Source organism: Serratia sp. 4542 (assembly GCF_016805595.1).
GTDB classification, from domain to species: domain Bacteria; phylum Pseudomonadota; class Gammaproteobacteria; order Enterobacterales; family Enterobacteriaceae; genus Serratia; species Serratia nevei.
The window spans coordinates 172,891-191,593 of the sequence record NZ_RXKV01000013.1 but is presented as its reverse complement, the minus strand read 5'-3'; the positions used below and the strand labels follow the sequence as shown (position 1 = coordinate 191,593).

Annotated in this window: 19 protein-coding genes; 4 read left to right on the top strand and 15 right to left on the bottom strand. The window is 64.1% G+C overall.

Annotated elements, in window-relative coordinates:
- Positions 1–119 precede the first annotated feature (119 nt).
- Entirely contained in the window at positions 120–1,316 is a 1,197-nt protein-coding gene (locus EKL15_RS20230) for an MFS transporter (protein WP_100396033.1), read from the top strand.
- A 10-nt stretch (positions 1,317–1,326) separates the two neighbouring features.
- On the opposite strand, the gene EKL15_RS20225 is transcribed toward EKL15_RS20230, so the two are convergent.
- Positions 1,327–2,238: a LysR family transcriptional regulator gene (locus tag EKL15_RS20225; RefSeq protein WP_100396032.1), complete on the bottom strand. Its 912-nt coding sequence runs from the start codon at positions 2,236–2,238 to the stop codon at positions 1,327–1,329.
- A gap of 108 nt (positions 2,239–2,346) precedes the next feature.
- On the opposite strand from EKL15_RS20225, the gene EKL15_RS20220 reads away from it, so the two are divergent.
- A complete protein-coding gene (locus tag EKL15_RS20220; RefSeq protein ID WP_100396031.1) occupies positions 2,347–3,549 on the top strand; it encodes an MFS transporter in 1,203 nt (400 codons plus the stop codon).
- A gap of 1 nt (position 3,550) precedes the next feature.
- Here the strand turns inward: EKL15_RS20220 and fucP are convergent, their stop codons facing one another.
- From fucP to EKL15_RS20185, 7 genes are read right to left on the bottom strand one after another with little or no spacing between them, the layout of a single operon-like run.
- On the bottom strand, positions 3,551–4,780 hold the full coding sequence (fucP, locus tag EKL15_RS20215) for an L-fucose:H+ symporter permease (RefSeq protein ID WP_033641777.1): 1,230 nt from the start codon (positions 4,778–4,780) through the stop codon (positions 3,551–3,553).
- A gap of 40 nt (positions 4,781–4,820) precedes the next feature.
- The gene (locus EKL15_RS20210; protein WP_025305196.1) at positions 4,821–5,180 is read right to left on the bottom strand and encodes an L-rhamnose mutarotase; all 360 of its coding nucleotides are present in this window, start codon (positions 5,178–5,180) and stop codon (positions 4,821–4,823) included.
- Positions 5,177–5,953: an SDR family oxidoreductase gene (locus tag EKL15_RS20205; protein WP_100396030.1), complete on the bottom strand. Its 777-nt coding sequence runs from the start codon at positions 5,951–5,953 to the stop codon at positions 5,177–5,179. The genes EKL15_RS20210 and EKL15_RS20205 overlap by 4 nt, the downstream gene beginning before the upstream one ends.
- A complete protein-coding gene (locus EKL15_RS20200) occupies positions 5,931–6,794 on the bottom strand; it encodes an amidohydrolase (RefSeq protein WP_060422262.1) in 864 nt (287 codons plus the stop codon). Before EKL15_RS20200 ends, EKL15_RS20205 begins: the two co-directional genes overlap by 23 nt.
- A gap of 14 nt (positions 6,795–6,808) precedes the next feature.
- On the bottom strand, positions 6,809–8,086 hold the full coding sequence (locus EKL15_RS20195) for an L-fuconate dehydratase (protein ID WP_060440810.1): 1,278 nt from the start codon (positions 8,084–8,086) through the stop codon (positions 6,809–6,811).
- A gap of 14 nt (positions 8,087–8,100) precedes the next feature.
- On the bottom strand, positions 8,101–8,946 hold the full coding sequence (locus EKL15_RS20190; protein ID WP_049202360.1) for a fumarylacetoacetate hydrolase family protein: 846 nt from the start codon (positions 8,944–8,946) through the stop codon (positions 8,101–8,103).
- 25 nt (positions 8,947–8,971) lie between these two features.
- Positions 8,972–9,712 (bottom strand): SDR family oxidoreductase, encoded by a 741-nt coding sequence (locus EKL15_RS20185; protein WP_043136107.1) that lies wholly within the window; start codon positions 9,710–9,712, stop codon positions 8,972–8,974.
- 235 nt (positions 9,713–9,947) lie between these two features.
- On the opposite strand from EKL15_RS20185, the gene EKL15_RS20180 reads away from it, so the two are divergent.
- Positions 9,948–10,706 (top strand): FadR/GntR family transcriptional regulator, encoded by a 759-nt coding sequence (locus EKL15_RS20180; RefSeq protein ID WP_060422250.1) that lies wholly within the window; start codon positions 9,948–9,950, stop codon positions 10,704–10,706.
- A gap of 126 nt (positions 10,707–10,832) precedes the next feature.
- Positions 10,833–11,975, top strand: coding sequence for a D-alanyl-D-alanine-carboxypeptidase/endopeptidase AmpH (gene ampH / locus EKL15_RS20175; RefSeq protein WP_100396028.1), 1,143 nt, complete (start codon positions 10,833–10,835; stop codon positions 11,973–11,975).
- Between the two features lie 33 nt (positions 11,976–12,008).
- Here the strand turns inward: ampH and hpaC are convergent, their stop codons facing one another.
- The 7 genes from hpaC to EKL15_RS20140 all read right to left on the bottom strand — a co-directional run bounded on the left by hpaC (position 12,009) and on the right by EKL15_RS20140 (position 18,662).
- On the bottom strand, positions 12,009–12,524 hold the full coding sequence (gene hpaC / locus EKL15_RS20170; protein ID WP_033636989.1) for a 4-hydroxyphenylacetate 3-monooxygenase, reductase component: 516 nt from the start codon (positions 12,522–12,524) through the stop codon (positions 12,009–12,011).
- Between the two features lie 16 nt (positions 12,525–12,540).
- The gene (gene hpaB / locus EKL15_RS20165) at positions 12,541–14,103 is read right to left on the bottom strand and encodes a 4-hydroxyphenylacetate 3-monooxygenase, oxygenase component (protein WP_019454961.1); all 1,563 of its coding nucleotides are present in this window, start codon (positions 14,101–14,103) and stop codon (positions 12,541–12,543) included.
- Between the two features lie 178 nt (positions 14,104–14,281).
- The gene (gene hpaA / locus EKL15_RS20160; protein ID WP_060422240.1) at positions 14,282–15,178 is read right to left on the bottom strand and encodes a 4-hydroxyphenylacetate catabolism regulatory protein HpaA; all 897 of its coding nucleotides are present in this window, start codon (positions 15,176–15,178) and stop codon (positions 14,282–14,284) included.
- A 34-nt stretch (positions 15,179–15,212) separates the two neighbouring features.
- Positions 15,213–16,583 (bottom strand): 4-hydroxyphenylacetate permease, encoded by a 1,371-nt coding sequence (hpaX, locus tag EKL15_RS20155; RefSeq protein WP_038878424.1) that lies wholly within the window; start codon positions 16,581–16,583, stop codon positions 15,213–15,215.
- A 3-nt stretch (positions 16,584–16,586) separates the two neighbouring features.
- Positions 16,587–17,381: a 4-hydroxy-2-oxoheptanedioate aldolase gene (gene hpaI, locus EKL15_RS20150; protein ID WP_060440813.1), complete on the bottom strand. Its 795-nt coding sequence runs from the start codon at positions 17,379–17,381 to the stop codon at positions 16,587–16,589.
- A gap of 76 nt (positions 17,382–17,457) precedes the next feature.
- Positions 17,458–18,261: a 2-oxo-hept-4-ene-1,7-dioate hydratase gene (gene hpaH / locus EKL15_RS20145; protein ID WP_004933170.1), complete on the bottom strand. Its 804-nt coding sequence runs from the start codon at positions 18,259–18,261 to the stop codon at positions 17,458–17,460.
- Positions 18,262–18,275: 14 nt separating this feature from the next.
- Complete coding sequence (locus EKL15_RS20140) at positions 18,276–18,662, bottom strand: 5-carboxymethyl-2-hydroxymuconate Delta-isomerase (protein WP_004933172.1); 387 nt, start codon at positions 18,660–18,662, stop codon at positions 18,276–18,278.
- Positions 18,663–18,703 lie beyond the last annotated feature (41 nt).

Below are 18,703 nucleotides of genomic sequence, written 5' to 3'. Positions count from 1 at the left end.
TTATTGATGACGTTATAATTGACATACGCAATGTATGTCAATTAATGTAACATACGTGGCGTATGTCAATGATGGACATTGAGCGAATACCGAGCCGCCAACATTCCGGAGCCCTTTCCATGGCAAATCCTTATTTCAAACTGTTCAACGCCCCGGGCAGCAAGGCGTTTTCCTCTGCCGGGCTGATCGCGCGCCTGCCGGTCTCGATGACCGGTATCGGCATCATCACCATGCTCTCGCAGGTACGCGGCTCCTATTGGTTGGCGGGCGCGGTGGCGGCAACGTTCGCCTTTTCCATGGCGCTGCTTGCGCCGCAAATCGCGCGCGCGGCGGATCGTCACGGCCAAAGCCGCGTGTTGCCCTACGCCACCGGGGTCAGCGCGATCGCCCTGCTGCTGCTGTTGCTCTGCACCCACTATCGGGCGCCGGACTGGACGCTGTTTGTCTTCGCCGCGCTCGCGGGCAGCATGCCCAGCATCTCTGCGATGGTCAGGGCCCGCTGGAGCGAAATTTATCGCAGCACGCCACAGCTGCACACGGCATTTTCATTCGAGTCCGTATTGGACGAGGTGGCCTTTATCGTCGGCCCACCGATCGCCGTGGGGCTTAGCGTTTCACTCTTCCCAGAGGCCGGCCCTCTGGTAGCCGCGCTGCTTCTGGTGGCGGGCGTTGCGGCATTCGCCTCGCAAAAAAGCACTCAGCCTCCGGTTTACGCCCACAATAACCAGCGGCAGCGCGCCATCCTGGCCATGCCGTCGATGCTGATCCTGGTGCTGGCGCTGATCGCTCTGGGTACCATCGTCGGCACCGTGGACGTTATCAGCGTGGCCTTCGCCGAGCAGCAAGGGCAGCCGGCCGCCGCCAGCATCGTGTTGTCGGTTTACGCGTTCGGCTCCTGCCTGGCCGGGCTGATTTTCGGCGCAATGAAGATCCCCGTCCCCTTACCTCGTCTGTTCTTATACGCGGCATTCGCCACCGCCTTCACCACCCTGCCGCTGCTGTGGGTACACAATGTCTTGATGCTGGCGGCGGCGATGTTTGTCGCGGGATTGTTTTTTGCGCCGACCATGATCGTTGCCATGGGGCTGGTTGAAAACATCGTGCCGCCCTCCAGACTGACGGAGGGGTTGACCTGGATGGTCACCGGCCTGGGGATAGGCGTGGCGCTCGGCGCCGCATTGGCGGGCCTGGCGATCGATGCCATAGGGATAACGGCTGGCTTCAGCGTCACGCTCACCGCCGGGCTGATCGTGCTGCTGGTGGCGGCAGGCGGCTACCGCTTAATGCGGCGAACGCTGGCCTTGAAAGCGGCGTGAATCGCCCGCGCTAAGCGGTTTCCCAAATCGCCTTGCCCTGCCAGCGCCGTTCGATCGCCGCCAGGAACAGCTTCACCTTGGGGGAGAGATGGCGTCGGCTGGGATAGACGGCGCAGATCGGCGGCCCCGGGCGACAATAGCGCTCCAGCACTGGCACCAGCGTGCCGGCCGCAATCTGCTCGCCGACCAGAAACGCCCCCACCTGGCACAGGCCGGCTCCGGCGACGGCCGCATCCCGCAAGGCTTCGACGTTGTTGAAACGCATCCGGCCACGCACCGTCTGTTCGTGCAGTTGGCCGTTGACCAAATAGCGCCAGGGCGCCGGCAGCCCCTGATGGCTGAAGACCAGCGTCTCGTGCTCGCCCAACGCTTCCAGTTTTGCAGGCGTACCGTGCCGCGCCAGATAATCCGGCGCCGCGCAGGTGATCAGGCGATGCGGCGCGAGCACCCGCCGCACCAGCCGGCTATCGTCGCTGCCGCCGACGCGGACAGCCACGTCGATGCCGTCGCGCACCAGATCGCTGTACTCATCGGAGAAGCTGACGTCGGCGTCCACCTCCGGCCACTGCGCCAAAAACTCCCGCAGAATCGGCAGGATATGCAATCGCCCCAACGAGACCGGCAGATCCAGCCGCAGCCGCCCGCGCGGCGTTTGCCGCCGCGTATTCAGCGCCGTTTCCGCCTCTTCGGCCTGCGACAGGATGCGCTGCGCATACTCGTAAAACACCGCGCCGTCTTCGGTCAGGCTGACGCTGCGCGTGGTGCGCTGCAGCAGCCGGGTGGCCAATCGTTCCTCCAATCGGTTCACGCATTTGCCCGCCGCCGATCGGGAAATGCCCAGTCTCTCGGCCGCCAGCGTGAAGCTGCGGGCGTCGGCGACGCGAATGAACACCAGCAGGTCGGTCAGGTTATCCAACGGCATAGACGGTAAATTAGCCACGATTTATCCCCAATGTTGCGCATTCAGGCCAGTTTATCAGCCATTTTGGCGCGGATACACTGAGGCTCTTCATCTGTTGGGAGAGTCATTATGAGTGCCTTACACGCCGGCGGCGGCGCAAAACCCTGGCTGGCGACTTTCGCTATCGCCCTGTCCACCTTTACCGTCGTCACGGCAGAAATGCTGCCCGTCGGGCTGCTGACTCCGATCGTCAGCACCTTGAACGCATCGATAGGCCGCGCCGGGCTGCTGATTTCCCTGCCCGCCCTGTTTGCCGCGCTGTTCGCCCCGCTGGTGGTGCTGGGTGCCCGGCGCACGGATCGCCGCAGCCTGCTGATCGCCTTTCTGCTGCTGCTGATCGCCGCCAACCTGCTGGCCGCCGCCGCCACCTCCATGGCGCTGCTGTTTGCTGCGCGCATCCTGCTGGGCTTTTGCATCGGCGGCATCTGGGCCATCGCGGGTGGGTTGGCGGAACGTCTGGTGCCGCCGACTTCCGTCGGATTGGCGCTGTCCGTCATCTTCGGCGGCGTAGCGGCGGCCTCGGTGTTCGGCGTGCCGCTCGGCGTATTCCTCGGCGAAGCGCTGGGCTGGCGCATGGCGTTTCTGGCCGTCGCCGTCCTGGCGGCGCTGACCCTGCTCCTGCTGCTGTGCGTGCTGCCGCCGCTACCGGTCACGCAGGCGATAAGCTGGCGCTTATTCACCGCGCAGCGCGCGAATCGCCGGCTGCTCCTCGGGCTGCTGCTGACGTTTCTACTGGTCGCCGGCCACTTTATGGCTTACACCTTTGTCCGCCCGCTGCTGCAGACGGTCGCCGGCATCGAGGGCCGCTGGGTGGGTCCGCTGCTGTTCGCCTACGGCGCCGCCGGTATCATCGGGAATTTCATCGCCGGCCAGGCCGCCGCCAAACGGCTGCGCCGCACCCTGGCGCTGATCGCCCTCGGGCTGGCGCTCGCCGTCCTGCTGCTGCCGCTGCTGGGCCACGCGCCGCTGAGCGGCGGCGCCTTCCTCCTGCTATGGGGCATCGCCTACGGCGGCGTTTCCGTTTCGCTGATGGCATGGATGCTCAAGGCGGCCCCCGACGCGGTCGAGGTCGCCTCTTCACTGTATATCGCGCTGTTTAATCTGGCGATTTCCTGCGGTTCACTGGCGGGCGGGCTGGTGGTGGATGCAGGGGGATTGACGCTAAACGGCGTGCTGTCCGGCATCGTGCTGCTGCTGGCGTTGGCGATCCTGATGCGAACCCGCCCACAGGCGCTGACAACGGCGGCGAAGGCCGATTCGCCGCCGGGTTGAATCAGGCGCGGCGCTGCCGCAGGCCGTAAACCAGCACCACCGCGAAGCACAGCAGCGGCAGCAGATAAGAGAGTGCGGTGCTGTAACGGTCAGCCAGCGCCCCCATAAAGTACGGCATGATGGCGCCGCCGACGATCGCCATGATCATAAAGGAGCTGGCGCGCTTGGTGTGTTTACCCAGGTTTTTCACCCCCAGGGCGAAAATCGTCGGGAACATGATCGACATAAAGAAGAATACCGCGATCAGCGCCACCACCGACACGCCGTCAACGCTCAGCATCACCACGCCGCACAGCGCGATGTTGATCAGCGCATAGGCCGCCAACAGCGTCGCCGGCTTGACTCGCCCCATCAACCAGGTGCTGAAGAAACGCCCGACCATAAAGCAGATCATGGCGATCGACAGCAGGTAAGAGGCGCTCTGGTTAGACACTTCGCGCCAGTGTTCGGTGGCATAGTTGATGAAGAACGCCCCTACGCCCACCTGCGCCGCCACGTAAAAGAACTGCGTGATAACCCCGCCGACGAAATGCGGATGCTGCCACAATCCCTGCGCTATCACGCCGTGTACCGGTTTTTCCTCTTCGCGGATCGCCGGCAGCCGGGTGCGGCTGAACAACAGCGCGATCAGCAGCACCAGCACGGCGATCGCCACATAGGTCATCTTCACCGCGCTCTGATCGCCGCCGCCGGCGGACTGGCTGGCGGAGAAGAACAGCGTGCCGCCGATCAACGGGCCGATAAACTGCCCGAGGCCGTTGAACGACTGGGCCAGGTTGAGCCGCCGTTCGGCGCCCTGCGCGTCGCCCAGCACCGTGGCGTACGGGTTGGCGGCCGTTTCCAGGCAGCCCAAACCGCTGGCGATAACGAACAGCGCAAACAGGAACACGCCGAAGCTGTTGGCCGACGCCGCCGGCACGAACAGCAGCGCCCCCAGCGCATACAGGCACAGCCCAACCAGAATGCCCGCCTTATAGCCCTTGCGGTCCATAAAGTACCCGGCGGGCAGCGCCACCAGGAAATAGGCGCCGAAATAGGCCGCCTGTAATAGCCCCGACTGTGCCTTGGTAACGTGCAACGTCTCCTGAAAATGTTTGTTCAATACGTCCAGCAGGCCATAGGACAGCCCCCACATGAAGAACAGGCTGGTGACCAGGATAAAGGCCCAGCGCAGATTGGCGGTCACGGCGACGCCCGGCTGCGCGGAGGCCGCACTTTTTTCAGCAAGCATGGTGATACCCTCGTATCGTCTGGCGATGATGATGTTGGCGTTATTGCTGTTGCAGAGAAAATATCCGCGCCATTTCCACCCATTTTTCGCCCTGCGGCGTCCAGGGGGTGGTGGCCTGGTAGTGCCACATCAGCGCTTCCCATCGCTGTACTTCGGGGTTGTTCAGGCTGGCGGCGTCAAAACGCGCGGCGTCGAAATCGGCGCTGACCTCCACGATCATGAACAGCCGGGTGCCCAACCGGTAAATCTCCATGTCCAGAATGCCGTGCTCGCGCAAATGCGCGGCGATGCCCGGCCAGATGCGCTGATGATGCTGCTGGTACTCCGCAATCAGCGCCGGTGAGTCAATCAGATCGAGCGCCTGGCAGAAACGGCGCCGCCCTGCCGCCGCGCCGCTCACGTCAGCGCCCGATCGAGATGCAGGTAGCCGCCGTCCACCGACAGCCATTGCCCGGTGGTGTGCGACGACCGCGACGACAACAGGAACGCCACGGTGTCGGCGATCTCTTGCGGCGTGGTCATGCGCTGCCCGAGCGGAATGCGCGCGGTGATTTTCGCCATCTGCCGCTGCGGCTCGGCGAAGGTGTTGAGCCAGCGCTGGTACTGCGGGGTGATCACCTCCGCCGGCACCACCGCGTTCACCCGCACCCCGTCATGGCGCAGCGACACCGCCCATTCGCGCGTCAGCGCCAGCACCGCGCCCTTGGCGGCGGTGTAGCCGCTGGTGCCGCCCTGGCCGCTGAGCGCGGTCTTGGAGGCGATATTGACGATGGCGCCCCGGCTCTCCTGCAGCGCCGCCTGGCACAGGTGCGCCATCAGGTAGTAGTGCACCAGGTTCTTTTCCAGCGAGCCGACGAACGCTTCGCGCCCTGCCTCCAGCCCGACGCCGTCGTTGACCCCGGCGTTATTCACCAGCCCGTCGATGCGGCCGAAGGCCGCCAGCGTCTGGCTGACCGCGCGGCGGCAAGCCGCCTCGTCGCACAGTTCGATGAGGATCACCTCGGTGCGCGGCTGCAGCCGCTGCAAATCGGCCAGCAGCGCCGCCTCCGGCGCGGCGTTGGTGACCAGCACCGGGATCGCGCCTTCTTCGGCCAGCACATGAGCAATCGCCGCGCCGATGCCGGCACCGCCGCCGGTGACCAGCACCACCTTATCTTGCAGATACAGATCCATAACCAGACTCCGTTAAACCGTAAATTCGCCAGGCGGTGTCGCCCCAAATCGCCGCCTGCTCGGCGGCCCCCAGCGTCGACAGCGCCCGTTCGCACAGTTGCACCACCTGGCGGTAGTCGCCGGCCAGCAGGCACACCGGCCAGTCGGAGCCGAACATCAGCCGCTGCGGGCCGAACGCCTCCAGCGCAGCGTCGAAGAACGGCAGCAGTTCTTCCGCCCGCCACCGGCCACCCGGCGCCTCGGTGATCAGCCCCGACAGCTTGCAGACCACGTGCGGCAGCGCCGCCAGCGGCCGGATTTGCTGCGCCCAGTGCCGCGCGCCGCGCGCGATGTCCGGCTTGCCGAGATGATCCAACACCAGCCAGTGTTCATCGTGGCAGGCGGCGAACGCCGCCGCGGCCGCCAGATGCCGGTGCGTCACCAGGATCTCGTACACATACCCGGCGCGCTGCAGCGTTTGCATGCCGCGTTCCACCTCCGGCCGCGCCAGCCAGGCCGCCGGATCCGCTTCGTCCTGCACCTGATGACGCACCCCGCGCAGCGCGCTGTAAGGCCGCAAGGCCTCCAGACGCTGCGCCAGCTGGGGCGCGGCGATGTCCAGCCAGCCCACCACGCCGCATATGCCCTCGCCCTGCTCAGCCAGCGCCAGCAGGGCCAGCGTCTCTTCCTCGCTGGGGCGCGCCTGCACCGCCAGCGCGCCGTCGAACCCCTGTTCCTGCAACAGCGGCCGCAGCCGGGGCGGATCGAAATCCTGCCGCAGCACGCTCATCCGCTCGTCGATCCACGGGTAGTGCTGGGGGTGATAGCGCCAGTAGTGCTGGTGAGCGTCGATGCGCGGCATACGATCCTCCCCCCTCACCCGCGGAATCGATACTGCGCGATCGACGATGGATGCATCTCGATCGAATAGCCGGGACGGCTCGGCGGCATGTAGGCCGCGCCTTTGATCACGCAGGGATCGACAAAGTGTTCATGCAAATGATCGACATACTCGATCACCCGGCCTTCGTGGGTGCCGGCAATGCACAGGTAGTCGATCATCGACAGGTGCTGCACGTACTCGCACAGCCCGACGCCGCCGGCGTGCGGGCAGACCGGCAGCTGGTATTTGGCCGCCATCAGCATCACCGCCAGCACTTCGTTGACGCCGCCGAGGCGGCAGGCGTCGATCTGTACCACGTCTACCGCGCCGCGCATGATGAACTGCTTGAACATGATGCGGTTCTGGCACATCTCACCGGTGGCCACCTTGACCGGCGCCACCCCTTCGCGGATGCGGCGGTGGCCTTCCACGTCGTCCGGGCTGGTCGGCTCTTCGATAAACCAGGGTTTGGCGAACGCCAGATGCTTCACCCACGGAATGGCTTCGTCCACCTCCCACACCTGGTTGGCGTCGATCATCAGCCGGCGATCCGGGCCGATCACCTCGCGGGCGATGCGCACCCGGCGGATGTCGTCTTCCAGATCGCGCCCGACCTTCAGCTTCAGGTAGGAGAAACCGGCGTCGACCGCTTCCTGGCACAGGCGGCGCAGCTTGTCGTCCGGATACCCCAGCCAGCCGGCGGAGGTGGTGTAGCAGGGATACCCCTCCTGCAGCAGCCGCGCCAGGCGCTGCTCTTTGCCCTCGGCACGCTGCTTGAGCAGCGCCAGCGCCTCCTGCGGCGTGATGCAGTCGGTGATGTAACGGAAGTCGATGCAGCGCACCAGCTCCTCCGGCGTCATCTCCGCCACCAGCCGCCACACCGGCTTGCCGACCGATTTGGCCCACAGATCCCACACCGCGTTGACCACCGCGCCGGTCGCCAGGTGAATGGCCCCCTTGTCCGGCCCGATCCAGCGCAGCTGGCTGTCGCTGGTGAAACGCCGCCAGAAGGCGCCCATGTCGGCGGCGATATCCTCCAGCCGCTCACCAACGATCTGATGCTCCAGCGCGCGGATCGCCGCGCAGCAGATCTCGTTGCCGCGGCCGATGGTGAACGTCAGCCCGTGGCCGCTGAGATCCGCGCGATCGGTCTCCAGGATCACGTAGGCGGCGGAATAGTCGGGATCCGGATTCATGGCGTCGGATCCGTCCAGCCCCAGCGACGTGGGGAAACGAATGTCTTCAACCCGCAGTGCGGTAATGGTGGTCATGGCGGCGCTCCCGGTTAGGCCTGTACGGTTTGCTGGCGCTGTTCGCCCAGCCCTTCGATGCCCAGACGCATCGTCTGGCCCGCCCGCAGATAGATAGGCTGCGGTTTCTGCCCCATCCCGACGCCCGGCGGCGTGCCGGTGGAGATCACATCGCCCGGCTGCAGGCTCATGAAGCGGCTGAGGTAGCTGACGATCTGCGGAATGCGGAAGATCATGGTGCTGGTGTTGCCGTCCTGATAGCGCTTGCCGTCCACCTCTAGCCACAGGTTCAGGCTGTGCGGATCGGCGATCTCGTCGGCGGTCACCAGCCAGGGGCCGATCGGCCCGAAGGTGTCGCAGCCTTTGCCCTTGTCCCAGGTGCCGCCGCGCTCAATTTGATATTCGCGTTCTGAGACGTCGTTGATCACGCAGTAGCCAGCGACGTGGCGCATCGCGTCTGCTTCGCTGATGTAGCGTCCGCCCTGGCCGATCACCACGCCCAGCTCCACTTCCCAGTCGGTTTTCTGCGAGCCGCGCGGGATCTCCACCCGATCGTGGGGGCCGATCACCGCGCTGGTCCATTTGTTGAACACCACCGGTTCCTCAGGAATGGCGGCACCGGTCTCCGCCGCGTGATCGGCGTAGTTCAGGCCGATGCAGATAAACTTGCCGATGCCGCCGACGCAGGCGCCGAGGCGCGGCTGCCCTTCGACCAGCGGCAGCGTGGCACTGTCCAGCGCGCGCAGTTTGGCGAGCGACGCCGGCAATAACGCGGCGCCCCCCACGTCGGCGATATGCTGCGACAAATCGCGCAGGCGGCCTTGCGCATCCAACATGCCGGGGCGCTCTTGCCCGGGTTGCCCGTAACGTAAAAGTTTCATGCCTTCCTCTCTCAAAAATGGCGGCTCAGTTGCTCCAGCCGCCGTCGATGATCTGCACCGTGCCGGTGGTGTATGAACTGGCGTCAGAGGCCAGATACAGCGCCAATTGGGCGATTTCCTCGGTGGTGCCGATGCGCCCGATCGGCTGACGGGCGACGAACGCCTGATACACCTCTTGCTCGCTGCGCCCCTGCTCGCGCGCCTGCTCGGCAATGCGCTGGCGCAGGGACGGCGACTCCACCGTGCCGGGGCAGATGGCGTTGCAGCGTATGCCCTGCGTGACGTAGTCCGCCGCCACCGAGCGCGTCAGGCCGATCACCGCCGCCTTGCTGGCGCTGTAAGCGAAGCGGTTCGGCACCCCTTTCACGCTCGAGGCCACCGAAGACATGTTGATGATCGAGCCTTTGCCGCGCGCCAACATGCCCGGCAGGAAGGCGCGGATCATGCGGAACATCGCAGTGACGTTGAGATCGAGCGCGAACGCCCACTGATCTTCGCTGCAATCGAGGATCGATCCGCTGTGCACCACGCCGGCGCAGTTGAACAGCACGTCGATCGGGCCGATCGCTTCCGCCGCCGCCGCGATGGCGGCCGGATCGGTGACGTTTAGCGTCAGCGCGCGGATCCCGGCAGAGCCCTGCAGGCGCTCGAGGTTGATGTCGCTGGCGATCACTTCAGCGCCGGCGGCGGCGAACAGCCTGGCGGTGGTAAAACCGATCCCTTGCCCGGCGGCGGTGATCAGTACGCGTTTCCCGGTTAAATCCATCTTGACTCCTCGGCCTAAAGGTCTAATGGTCAGGCCACTAAAGGCGGTTAAAGGTCAGGCCTCTAACATGACAAAAGACGCTTTACGCGTTATCGTTGGGGGAAGAAGTTAATAAAACAGCCTTGAAACCGCATTTCAATTAACCATTTTTTTACACTTGAATAACGATTACTCAAGCGCCTTGTCGCATAATTGTGCGCCAAATCACTGAACGCCGAATCGTCAAAGGTCAAAAATGCCGATTACCCGACTGGAAAACCCAAGGATTTACAGACAGATAGCTGACCAGCTCAAACGTCTTATCGAAAATAACGAATTTCCGCCGGGCAGCCGCCTGCCCTCGGAGCGCGATCTCGCCCAGCAGTTGCAGGTCAGCCGCGCGTCGGTGCGCGAGGCGCTTATCGCGCTGGAAGTGATCGGCCTGGTGGACGTCAAGGTCGGTAACGGGGTGATCGTGCGCTCGCCAACGCCGCTGGCGCCGTCGCAGGAGCCGGTGATGACCCAGGCCGGCCGCAACCAGTGGGCGGAGATCGACGACGAACTGAACATCGAGCTGGATTTCAACGCCGAGCTGCCGCCGTTTTCTCTGCTGCAAACCCGTCTGCTGATCGAACCGGAGACCGCCGCGCTGGCCGCGCGCCACGCCACCGACGAAGAGCTGGCGGGCATCCGCGCCGCCTACGAGCAGAACTGCCGCGATAACCGCGCCGGTTCCGCCACCCACCCCGGCGATCGGCTGTTCCACATCCGCATCGCCCAGGCCAGCGGCAACCCGGCCTATGCGTTCATCATCGGCCACCTGCTCGGCCACCGTTACGGCAGCATGTTCCGCGTGCTGCAACGCCACTATACGCCGGACGACATGCCGCACCGTTCCGAACTGGAACACCGGGCGATCCTGGCGGCGATCGAAGCGCGCGACGTGCGCGGCGCCCGCAAGGCGATGAAGGCGCACCTCGATGAAGTGATCGCCATTTTCGCCCGCGCGCAGTAGCTCGCCGGCGGTGAAAAAATTTTATCGCCACCGCTCTTTTTTCTACATGCAGCCGGGGCCCGGGCGCATTACACTGGGCGACGGATAAGCCCTTTCCCCGCTGCATTGTTAAATGGATAACGACCGTTGAAGAACTCTGTCTCCGCTTTATTGCTGGCGCTGGGCCTGTGCGCCGCGCCGCTGGCCGTGCAGGCCGCGCCTCCGCAGCTGGCTTCGCAAATCGTCGACCAGTATGCCGAACATATTTTCTACAACAGCGGCGCCACCGGCATGGCGCTGGTGGTGATCGACGGCAATCAGGTGGTTAACCGCAGCTTTGGCGATACCAAACCCGGCAACAACCTGCGCCCGCGCCCGGATTCGCTGATCCGCATCGCTTCGATCACCAAGCTGATGACCAGCGAAGTGATGGTGAAAATGGCGGCGGCAGGCCAGGTCAAACTGACCGACCCGCTGCGCAAGTACGCCCCCAAAGGCGCCTATGTGCCGGCTTACAACGCCGGGCAGCCGATCACCCTGCTGAACCTGGCGACGCACACCAGCTCGCTGCCGCGCGAGCAGCCGGGCAAGAAGCCGCCGAAAACGCCGGTGTTCACCTGGCCGACCAAGGCCCAGCGCTGGCAGTGGCTGGCGCATGCCAACGTCACGGTGCCGCCGGGCGTACGCGCCGCCTACTCCAACCTGGCGTATGACCTGCTGGCCGACGCGCTGTCGCGCGCCGCAGGCAAGCCCTACAACGCGCTGCTGAAAGAGAAAATCACCGCGCCGCTCGGCATGGTCGACACCACGCTGACGCCGAGCCCCGAGCAGTGCTCGCGCCTGATGGTGGCGGCGGCCGGCCCGAGCGCCTGCCGCGACACCACCGCCGCGGCCGGCAGCGGCGGCGTCTACTCCACCCCGCGCGACATGCAGCGCTGGATGCAACAATTCCTCTCCTCCAGCGCCAGCGGTCCGCGCAAAGCCACCGCCGCCAGCGAGCAAACCATGTACTTCCAGCGTCACGATCTGGTGTCGCTGAAGGGTATGGACGTGCCGGGGCAAGCGGATGCGCTGGGGTTGGGTTGGGTGTATATGGCGCCGAAGGACGGGCTGCCGGGCATCATTCAGAAGACCGGCGGCGGCGGCGGGTTCATTACTTACATGGCGATGATCCCGGCGAAAAACGTCGGGGTGTTCGTGGTGGTGACCCGCTCGGAGCTGAGCAAATTCACCAACATGAGCGATCCGGTCAACCGCCTGGTGAGCGATCTGGCGACTAACAAGAGTTGAAACGCGGGGCGCAGCCTGCTGCGCCCCAACGCCTCAGGCTGGCACCGCCATCGGGTGGATCACCGAATGGAAATTGCGCTTGAAGTAGATCAGCCCGTTGCCGGCTTCGCTCAGCGCGATCTGCTTGATCTGCACCAGGTACATCTGGTGGGTGCCGATGCTCTGGATCTGCTCGATCTCCCCTTCCAGGCTGGCCAGGGTATTGCGCAGCACCGGCTGCCCCAGCGCACCGAGCTGCCACTCTTCCAGCCGGAAGCGATCTTCCATGCTGACGCCGGTCATGCCGGCGAAGTGGCGCGCCATCAGCTCCTGCTCGTGGTTGAGCACGTTGACGCACAGCCTGCGGTTTTCCTGAAACACCGGGTTCATCGCGCTGTTGCGGTTGATGCACACCAGCAGCGTCGGCGGCGTATCGGTTACCGAGCACACCGCCGTGGCGGTGATGCCGCAGCGCCCCGCCGGGCCGTCGGTGGTGACGATATTCACCGCCGCCGACAGGCTGGCCATGGCGTCGCGAAAGCGCAGGCGCTGTTCATTTTCCTGAGACATACCACCTCCTCCTGAATTACTTCAGCAGATTATCCAACTGATTAATATCGTCATTGTTCCGCAGGTGCGGCACCTTCCAGCCGTGCTGATCGTAATCGGCCAGGCACTTGTCGACCATCTGCATCATGCGATCCATGTTGCCGGATCCCTGCGCGTGACGCAGGCACTGCAGGCGGATTTCATCCTGGCTGCCGGCGTAGTTGATCTCATACAGCTCGTGGCGGCCGCCGAATTCGCTGCCGATCGCATCCCACATCAGCTTGAGGATCTTGATGCGTTCGACGTGATCCATGCCGTCCGATCCACGCACGTAGCGCGCCAGGTACTTGTCGATCTCCGGGTTGTTCATGTCGCGCACGCTGGACGGCAGGTAGATCAGGCCGCTGGTGACGTTCTTCTCGATGATGTGTTTCACCTTGGTGTAGGCCATCGGCGCCATCACGCGGTAGGTCTGCAGCGCGGCGGAATCCGGCAGGTAGGCGCCGTTTTCCCATTTTGTGGCTTCGGCACACATCGCGTCACTCAGCGACCAGAACAGGTTGCGCCAGGCCACCACTTCGCCCAGATCGGCCTGCACGCCGCGGAACTCCAGCACGCCGGTACACGAGAGGCTCTTTTGCAGCAGCGCGGTGATAAAGTCCATCTTCACCGCCAGGCGCACGCAGGCCTGCAGCGGGAACAGCCGGGCGAAACCGCCCTGGGTGCTCCAGCGGCGGCAGCGATCGAAATCGCGGTAGATCAGCACGTTTTCCCACGGGATCAGCACATGATCCATGATCAAGATCGCGTCGTTCTCATCGAAGCGGCTGGTGAGCGGGTAGTCGAACGGCGATCCGGTGGCGCCGGCCACCAGCTCGTAGGAGGCGCGCGAAATCAGCTTCACCCCTTCGGCGTCCATCGGCGCCACGAACATCAGCGCGAAGTCCGGGTTATCGCCCATCACCTGCGCCGAACCGAAGCCGATGAAGTTGTAGTGGGTCAACGCCGAGTTGGTGGCCACCACTTTGGCGCCGCTGACGATGATGCCGGCGTCGGTCTCTTTCTCCACCTGAATGTAGACGTCCTTCACCTCGTTGACCGGCTTGTGGCGGTCGATCGGCGGGTTGACGATGGCGTGGTTGAAATAGAGCCCGGTTTCCTGAATGCGTTTGTACCAGTGGCGCGCGTTGTCGGCGAACTGGCCGTAGAACTCCGGATAAGCGCCCAGCGCGCAGCCGAAGGCCGCCTTGTAGTCCGGCGTACGCCCCATCCAGCCGTAGCTTTGGCGCGACCAGTCGGCGATGGCATCGCGCTGCTGGCGCATCTCTTCCGGGCTGCGGGCGTAGCGGAAGAATTTGTGGGTATAGCCACCGTTGCCGGTGTCGGTATTCCAGCACAGGCGATCCTGGCTGGCCGGATCGTGCAGCGCGTCGTACAGCTGGCCGACTGATGCCGCCGCGTTGCGGAACGCCGGGTGCGTGGTGACGTCTTTCACGCGCTCGCCGTAAATGTAGATTTCGCGGCTGTCCTGCAAACTTTTCAGGTATTCGGCGCCGGTGAACGGGCGTTTGCTGTCGGCACGAAAGTCTTCTGGTTTCATCGGGTCTTCCTCGTCATCGGCATTTTTCAGGCCGTGGATTCGGCCATTTGTTAAAATAATGTTTTCTTTTGGTTGCTTAATTGAAGCTGCCAAAGCCGATTTCGAGAAGAGACTTTTGCGGCAATCGCCGGTACTTTTCAGGTCAGTTTGCCGCTTTCGCGGCAAACTGTGATCGCGGTTACGAAAGGGCGTGTTGCGCCGCGCGGTAGGTCGAGGGGGAACAGCCTTCCAGCCGATTGAAAAAACGGGCGAAATAGGCCGGATCCTTGAAGCCGAGGCTGTAGGCGGTTTCATGCACCGTACAGGCGCTGAACAGCAGCATGCGTTTGGCCTCGCGCAGCAGCCGATCGAAGATCAGCCGCTTGGGCGGCCGGTTGGCGAAGCGCCGGCACAGGTCGTTGAGCCGCGATTCGGTCACCCCCAACGCCTGCGCATACTCCGGCACCGGCAGGTGCTCGCGAAAACGCTCGTCCACCATCTTGTTGAACCGCTGAAACAGCTGCAGTTCGCCACGCACGCCGCTGTTGGCGCTGTCTTCCAGCGCGGTGTTGCGCAGCAGCAGCGTGAACACCGCCTGCGCCAGCAGCGCCAGCGTCTGTTCGCGCCCGGCCAGGTTCTGCCCGAACTCGCGGCGGATCAGCGCCCAGTAGTGGCTGAGCGCCGTCAGCTCCTGCGGCGCGTCGGCCAGCGACAGGCAGATGCCCGGCATGTCCAGCGCCAGGTTGCTGCCGGGATACAGATGCTCCAACAGCGGCCAAATCAGCTCCTGGCGCACCGTCAGCACATGGCCGTCGCTGTCCGGTTCGGTGAAGAACGCATGCGGCACCGACGGCGGCGTGAGTATGAACAGCGGCGCCTGCACCGAATAGTGCTGATCGTCAAGCTGCAGCTCTATCTTGCCGGTCTCCAGGAAATGCACCTGGAAGAAGCAGTCGTGCCAATGCACCTGCATGTCGCGGCCGAAGAACGCCGCCAGCCCGGCGAAGGTTTCGTAGTGCACCTCGTCGGCGGCGTAGCGCGCGTCATACTCTTTGCAAATATCGATGTTGGCGATAAAGCCGGTACTTTTCCGCACCTCATGACCTCCTGCAATCATGCCCACTTGCGCATCAAGGCGTCGCTCTCGGGCGCGAATCCTTCATCGGAATGCGCCACACCAGCACGGCGCCGACGATCAACAGCGCCGAGACGAAATACAGCCCGGAGTTAAAGCTGCCGGTCAGATCCTTGAACCAGCCGATCAACAGCGGGCTGAGCGCCGATCCGATGTTGCCGGTGGCGTTGATCACCGCGATCCCCACCGCGCGCGCTTCCAGACTGATCGACTGATCCGGCGTGGTCCAGAAGATCGCCATGGCGGTAAAGGAGCCGACCGAGGCCATCACGATCCCGAGCAACTGGATCAGGCTGTGATCGGTGGCGGACGCCAGCAGCCAGCCGGCGGCGGCGAACAGGTACGGCAGCGCGGTGTGGTGCTTGCGCTCCTGCAGCCTGTCGGATCGTTTGCTCCACCACACCATGCCGGCGATGGTGCAGATCTGCGGGATCGCCGCCAAAATGCCGATCGTCACGTTGCTGCTGCCCTGGTTGAAGCTTTGCAGGATCTGCGGCGTCCAGATGTTGATCGCGCTCAGGGTGTTGGTCAGGCAGAAATAGGCCAGCGTATACATCAGCACGATCGGCGTGCAGATCTCGCGCCACAGGCTGCGCTGTTGCAGCGCGCGGTGGCTGCTCGGCCCGTTGGGCTGCACCAGCTGCAGTTTGTCGGCCTCCATCATCGCCTGCAGGCTGGCTTTCTCCTCGTCGGTCAGCCACTTGGCCTTGGCCGGCGTATCGTCGAGGTAGAACCACACCACCACGCCCAGCAGCACCGACGGAATGCCTTCCAGCAGGAACAGCCACTGCCAGCCCTTCAGGTTCATCACCCCGTCCAGCGCCAGGATATAGCCGGAAACCAGCGAACCGATCGCCATGGTCACCGGCATGGCGATCATGAACAGCGCGTTGGCGCGGGCGCGGTAGAACGCCGGGAACCAGTAGGTGAGGTACACCAGAATGCCCGGCAGGAAACCGGCCTCGGTGATGCCGACGATCATGCGCAGCACGTACAGGCTGGTCGGCCCGGTGGCGAACATGGTACAGGTGGAGGCGATGCCCCACAGCACCATGATGGTGGCGATCCAGCGCCGCGCGCCGACCCGGCTCAGCATCATGTTGCTCGGAATACCGAAGATCACGTAGGTGACATAGAACAACGTCGCCGCCAGCCCGAACATGGTCGAGCTGAGGCCGAGATCTTTGCCCATCGTCAGCCCGGCGAAGCCGATGTTGATACGATCGAGGAAAGAGAAAACAAACAACACGAACAGGAAAATGATCAGGCGCCGAAACAACTTTTTAATCACCGATTGCTCGGCGGCGGTTAACGCTTTATGTTGCTGCGCCGGGTTGGCCGGCTGCAGCGAATCGACGTGGTTCATGGTTCAGTAGACTCCCGATGAAGGCGCTTGCGCCCCGCCCCGTTTGAATTCGTCCGCCAGGGCTTCCGCCGCCCGTGCCAGCAGGGTGGTGTCCACCCCCACCGCAACGAACAGCGCGCCGGCCTCCAGATAGCGCTGCGCCAGTGCCTTGTTGGCCATCAAAATGCCCGGCGCCTTGCCGGCGGCGCGGATGCGCGCGATGGCGTCGTCGATGGTGCGCTGCACCTCCGGGTGCTGCGGATTACCGGCAAAGCCCATGTCGGCGCTGAGATCCGCCGGGCCGATAAACACGCCGTCCACCCCTTCCACCTGCAAAATGGCGTCGAGGTTTTTCACCGCTTCGCGGGTTTCAATCTGCACCAGCACGCACATCTGCTCATCGGCCTGCTGCAGGTAATCGGGCACCCGGTTCCACCGCGAAGCGCGCGCCAGGGCGCTGCCGACGCCGCGCACGCCGTGCGGCGGATAGCGCGTAGCGCGCACCGCGTCGCGCGCCTGTTCGGCGTTTTGAATCATCGGGATAAGCAAGGTTTGCGCGCCGACGTCCAGCAGCTGCTTGATGATCACCGCGTCGTTCCACGGTGGCCGCACCACCGGCTGGCTCGGGTAAGGCGCGACCGCCTGCAGCTGCCCCAGCACCGTTTGCACGTTGTTGGGCGCATGTTCGCCGTCGATCAGCAGCCAGTCGAAACCGGCGCCGGCCAGCAGCTCGGCGCTGTAGCTGCTGCACAGCCCGAGCCACAGCCCGATCTGCGGGCGTTTTTCCTGCAGCGCACGCTTGAAGTGGTTGGTTAACATCGCATTCTCCCTGACAAGCGGGCGTAGCGCATGGCCCCGCCCGGTTTATTGCGGCCCGGTTCGCCGAGCCTGCTTTTTAGACGAAGCGGCAGCTGATGCAGCCCATCGGGCCGTAGTCGACGTGGAAGGTATCACCGCGCCGCGCCGGCACCGGCCGGGTGAAGGAGCCGCCGAGGATCACCTGCCCCGCTTCCAGCTCCACCTCATACGGCGCCAGCTTGTTGGCCAGCCAGGCCACACCGTTGGCCGGGTGGTTGAGCACCGCCGCCGCCACGCCGGATTCTTCAATCACGCCGTTGCGGTACAGCAGCGCGGAAATCCAGCGCAGATCCAGCGCATCCGGCTTGATCGGCCGCCCACCCATCACCACCCCGGCGTTGGCGGCGTTGTCGGAGATGGTGTCGAACACCTTGCGCGGCCGCTGAGTCTCGGGATCGACGTTGTGGCTGCGCGCGTCGATGATCTCCAGCGCCGGAATGACGTAGTCGGTGGCGTTGTAGACGTCGAACAGCGTGCAGTTCGGCCCGCGCAGCGGCTTGGCCAGCACGAACGCCAGCTCCACCTCCACCCGCGGCACGATAAAGCGATCGATCGGAATGTCGCTGCCGTCGTTGAAGAACATGTCGTCCAGCAGCGCGCCGTAGTCCGGCTCGGTGATCTGCGAGCTCACCTGCATGGCGCGCGAGGTCAAGCCGATCTTGTGGCCTTTGAGCGTGCGCCCCTCGGCGATCTTCAGCTCCACCCACTGCCGCTGAATGGCATAGGCGTCTTCGATGGTGATCTCGGGATGATCGAGCGACAGCGCGCGGATCTGTTCACGACTCTTTTCCGCCTGATGCAGGCGCTGTACGGCGCGGTTAACCTGCTCTTTATCCAGCATTTACGACCCCTTATTCACGCCTTGTTGAACAGCGCGTGGACATTGTTCTGTTTGTAATTCAGTACCGGATCCAGCTCTTCCATGGTGAAAGAGAGCGCCAGGTAACGCTGCGCCATCAGCGCGGCGAAGTGTTCCTTGATCAGCGCAAACAGCATCTCGCCCACCTGCTGCCGGCTTTCCAGACTGCGGCCGTGGCCGATCTTCAGCGTCATGTGCACGAAGGCGTAGTCCTGCTTGCCATCGGCCATCTGCCAGGTGTCGAGCCAGATGGCGCGGCTGCGCACGCCGGCCAGCGGAAAGATGCCGGTCGCCGCCAGCGCCTCGTTGACCTTGGCGAACAGGGTGGGCAAATCCGCCTCGCGGCGGATGTTGTCGGTACATTCAGCGTAAAAATGGGGCATAGCGTTCTCCAGACGGCAAATATGCGCGGGCGCCGCCCGCG

Coding starts and splice junctions, on each gene's coding strand:
- EKL15_RS20230 (WP_100396033.1), top strand. CDS start 120: ATGGCAAATCCTTATTTCAAACTGTTCAACGCCCCGGGCAGCAAGGCG.
- EKL15_RS20225 (WP_100396032.1), bottom strand. CDS start 2,238: ATGCCGTTGGATAACCTGACCGACCTGCTGGTGTTCATTCGCGTCGCC.
- EKL15_RS20220 (WP_100396031.1), top strand. CDS start 2,347: ATGAGTGCCTTACACGCCGGCGGCGGCGCAAAACCCTGGCTGGCGACT.
- fucP (WP_033641777.1), bottom strand. CDS start 4,780: ATGCTTGCTGAAAAAAGTGCGGCCTCCGCGCAGCCGGGCGTCGCCGTG.
- EKL15_RS20205 (WP_100396030.1), bottom strand. CDS start 5,953: ATGGATCTGTATCTGCAAGATAAGGTGGTGCTGGTCACCGGCGGCGGT.
- EKL15_RS20200 (WP_060422262.1), bottom strand. CDS start 6,794: ATGCCGCGCATCGACGCTCACCAGCACTACTGGCGCTATCACCCCCAG.
- EKL15_RS20195 (WP_060440810.1), bottom strand. CDS start 8,086: ATGACCACCATTACCGCACTGCGGGTTGAAGACATTCGTTTCCCCACG.
- EKL15_RS20190 (WP_049202360.1), bottom strand. CDS start 8,946: ATGAAACTTTTACGTTACGGGCAACCCGGGCAAGAGCGCCCCGGCATG.
- EKL15_RS20185 (WP_043136107.1), bottom strand. CDS start 9,712: ATGGATTTAACCGGGAAACGCGTACTGATCACCGCCGCCGGGCAAGGG.
- EKL15_RS20180 (WP_060422250.1), top strand. CDS start 9,948: ATGCCGATTACCCGACTGGAAAACCCAAGGATTTACAGACAGATAGCT.
- hpaC (WP_033636989.1), bottom strand. CDS start 12,524: ATGTCTCAGGAAAATGAACAGCGCCTGCGCTTTCGCGACGCCATGGCC.
- hpaB (WP_019454961.1), bottom strand. CDS start 14,103: ATGAAACCAGAAGACTTTCGTGCCGACAGCAAACGCCCGTTCACCGGC.
- hpaX (WP_038878424.1), bottom strand. CDS start 16,583: ATGAACCACGTCGATTCGCTGCAGCCGGCCAACCCGGCGCAGCAACAT.
- hpaI (WP_060440813.1), bottom strand. CDS start 17,381: ATGTTAACCAACCACTTCAAGCGTGCGCTGCAGGAAAAACGCCCGCAG.
- hpaH (WP_004933170.1), bottom strand. CDS start 18,261: ATGCTGGATAAAGAGCAGGTTAACCGCGCCGTACAGCGCCTGCATCAG.
- EKL15_RS20140 (WP_004933172.1), bottom strand. CDS start 18,662: ATGCCCCATTTTTACGCTGAATGTACCGACAACATCCGCCGCGAGGCG.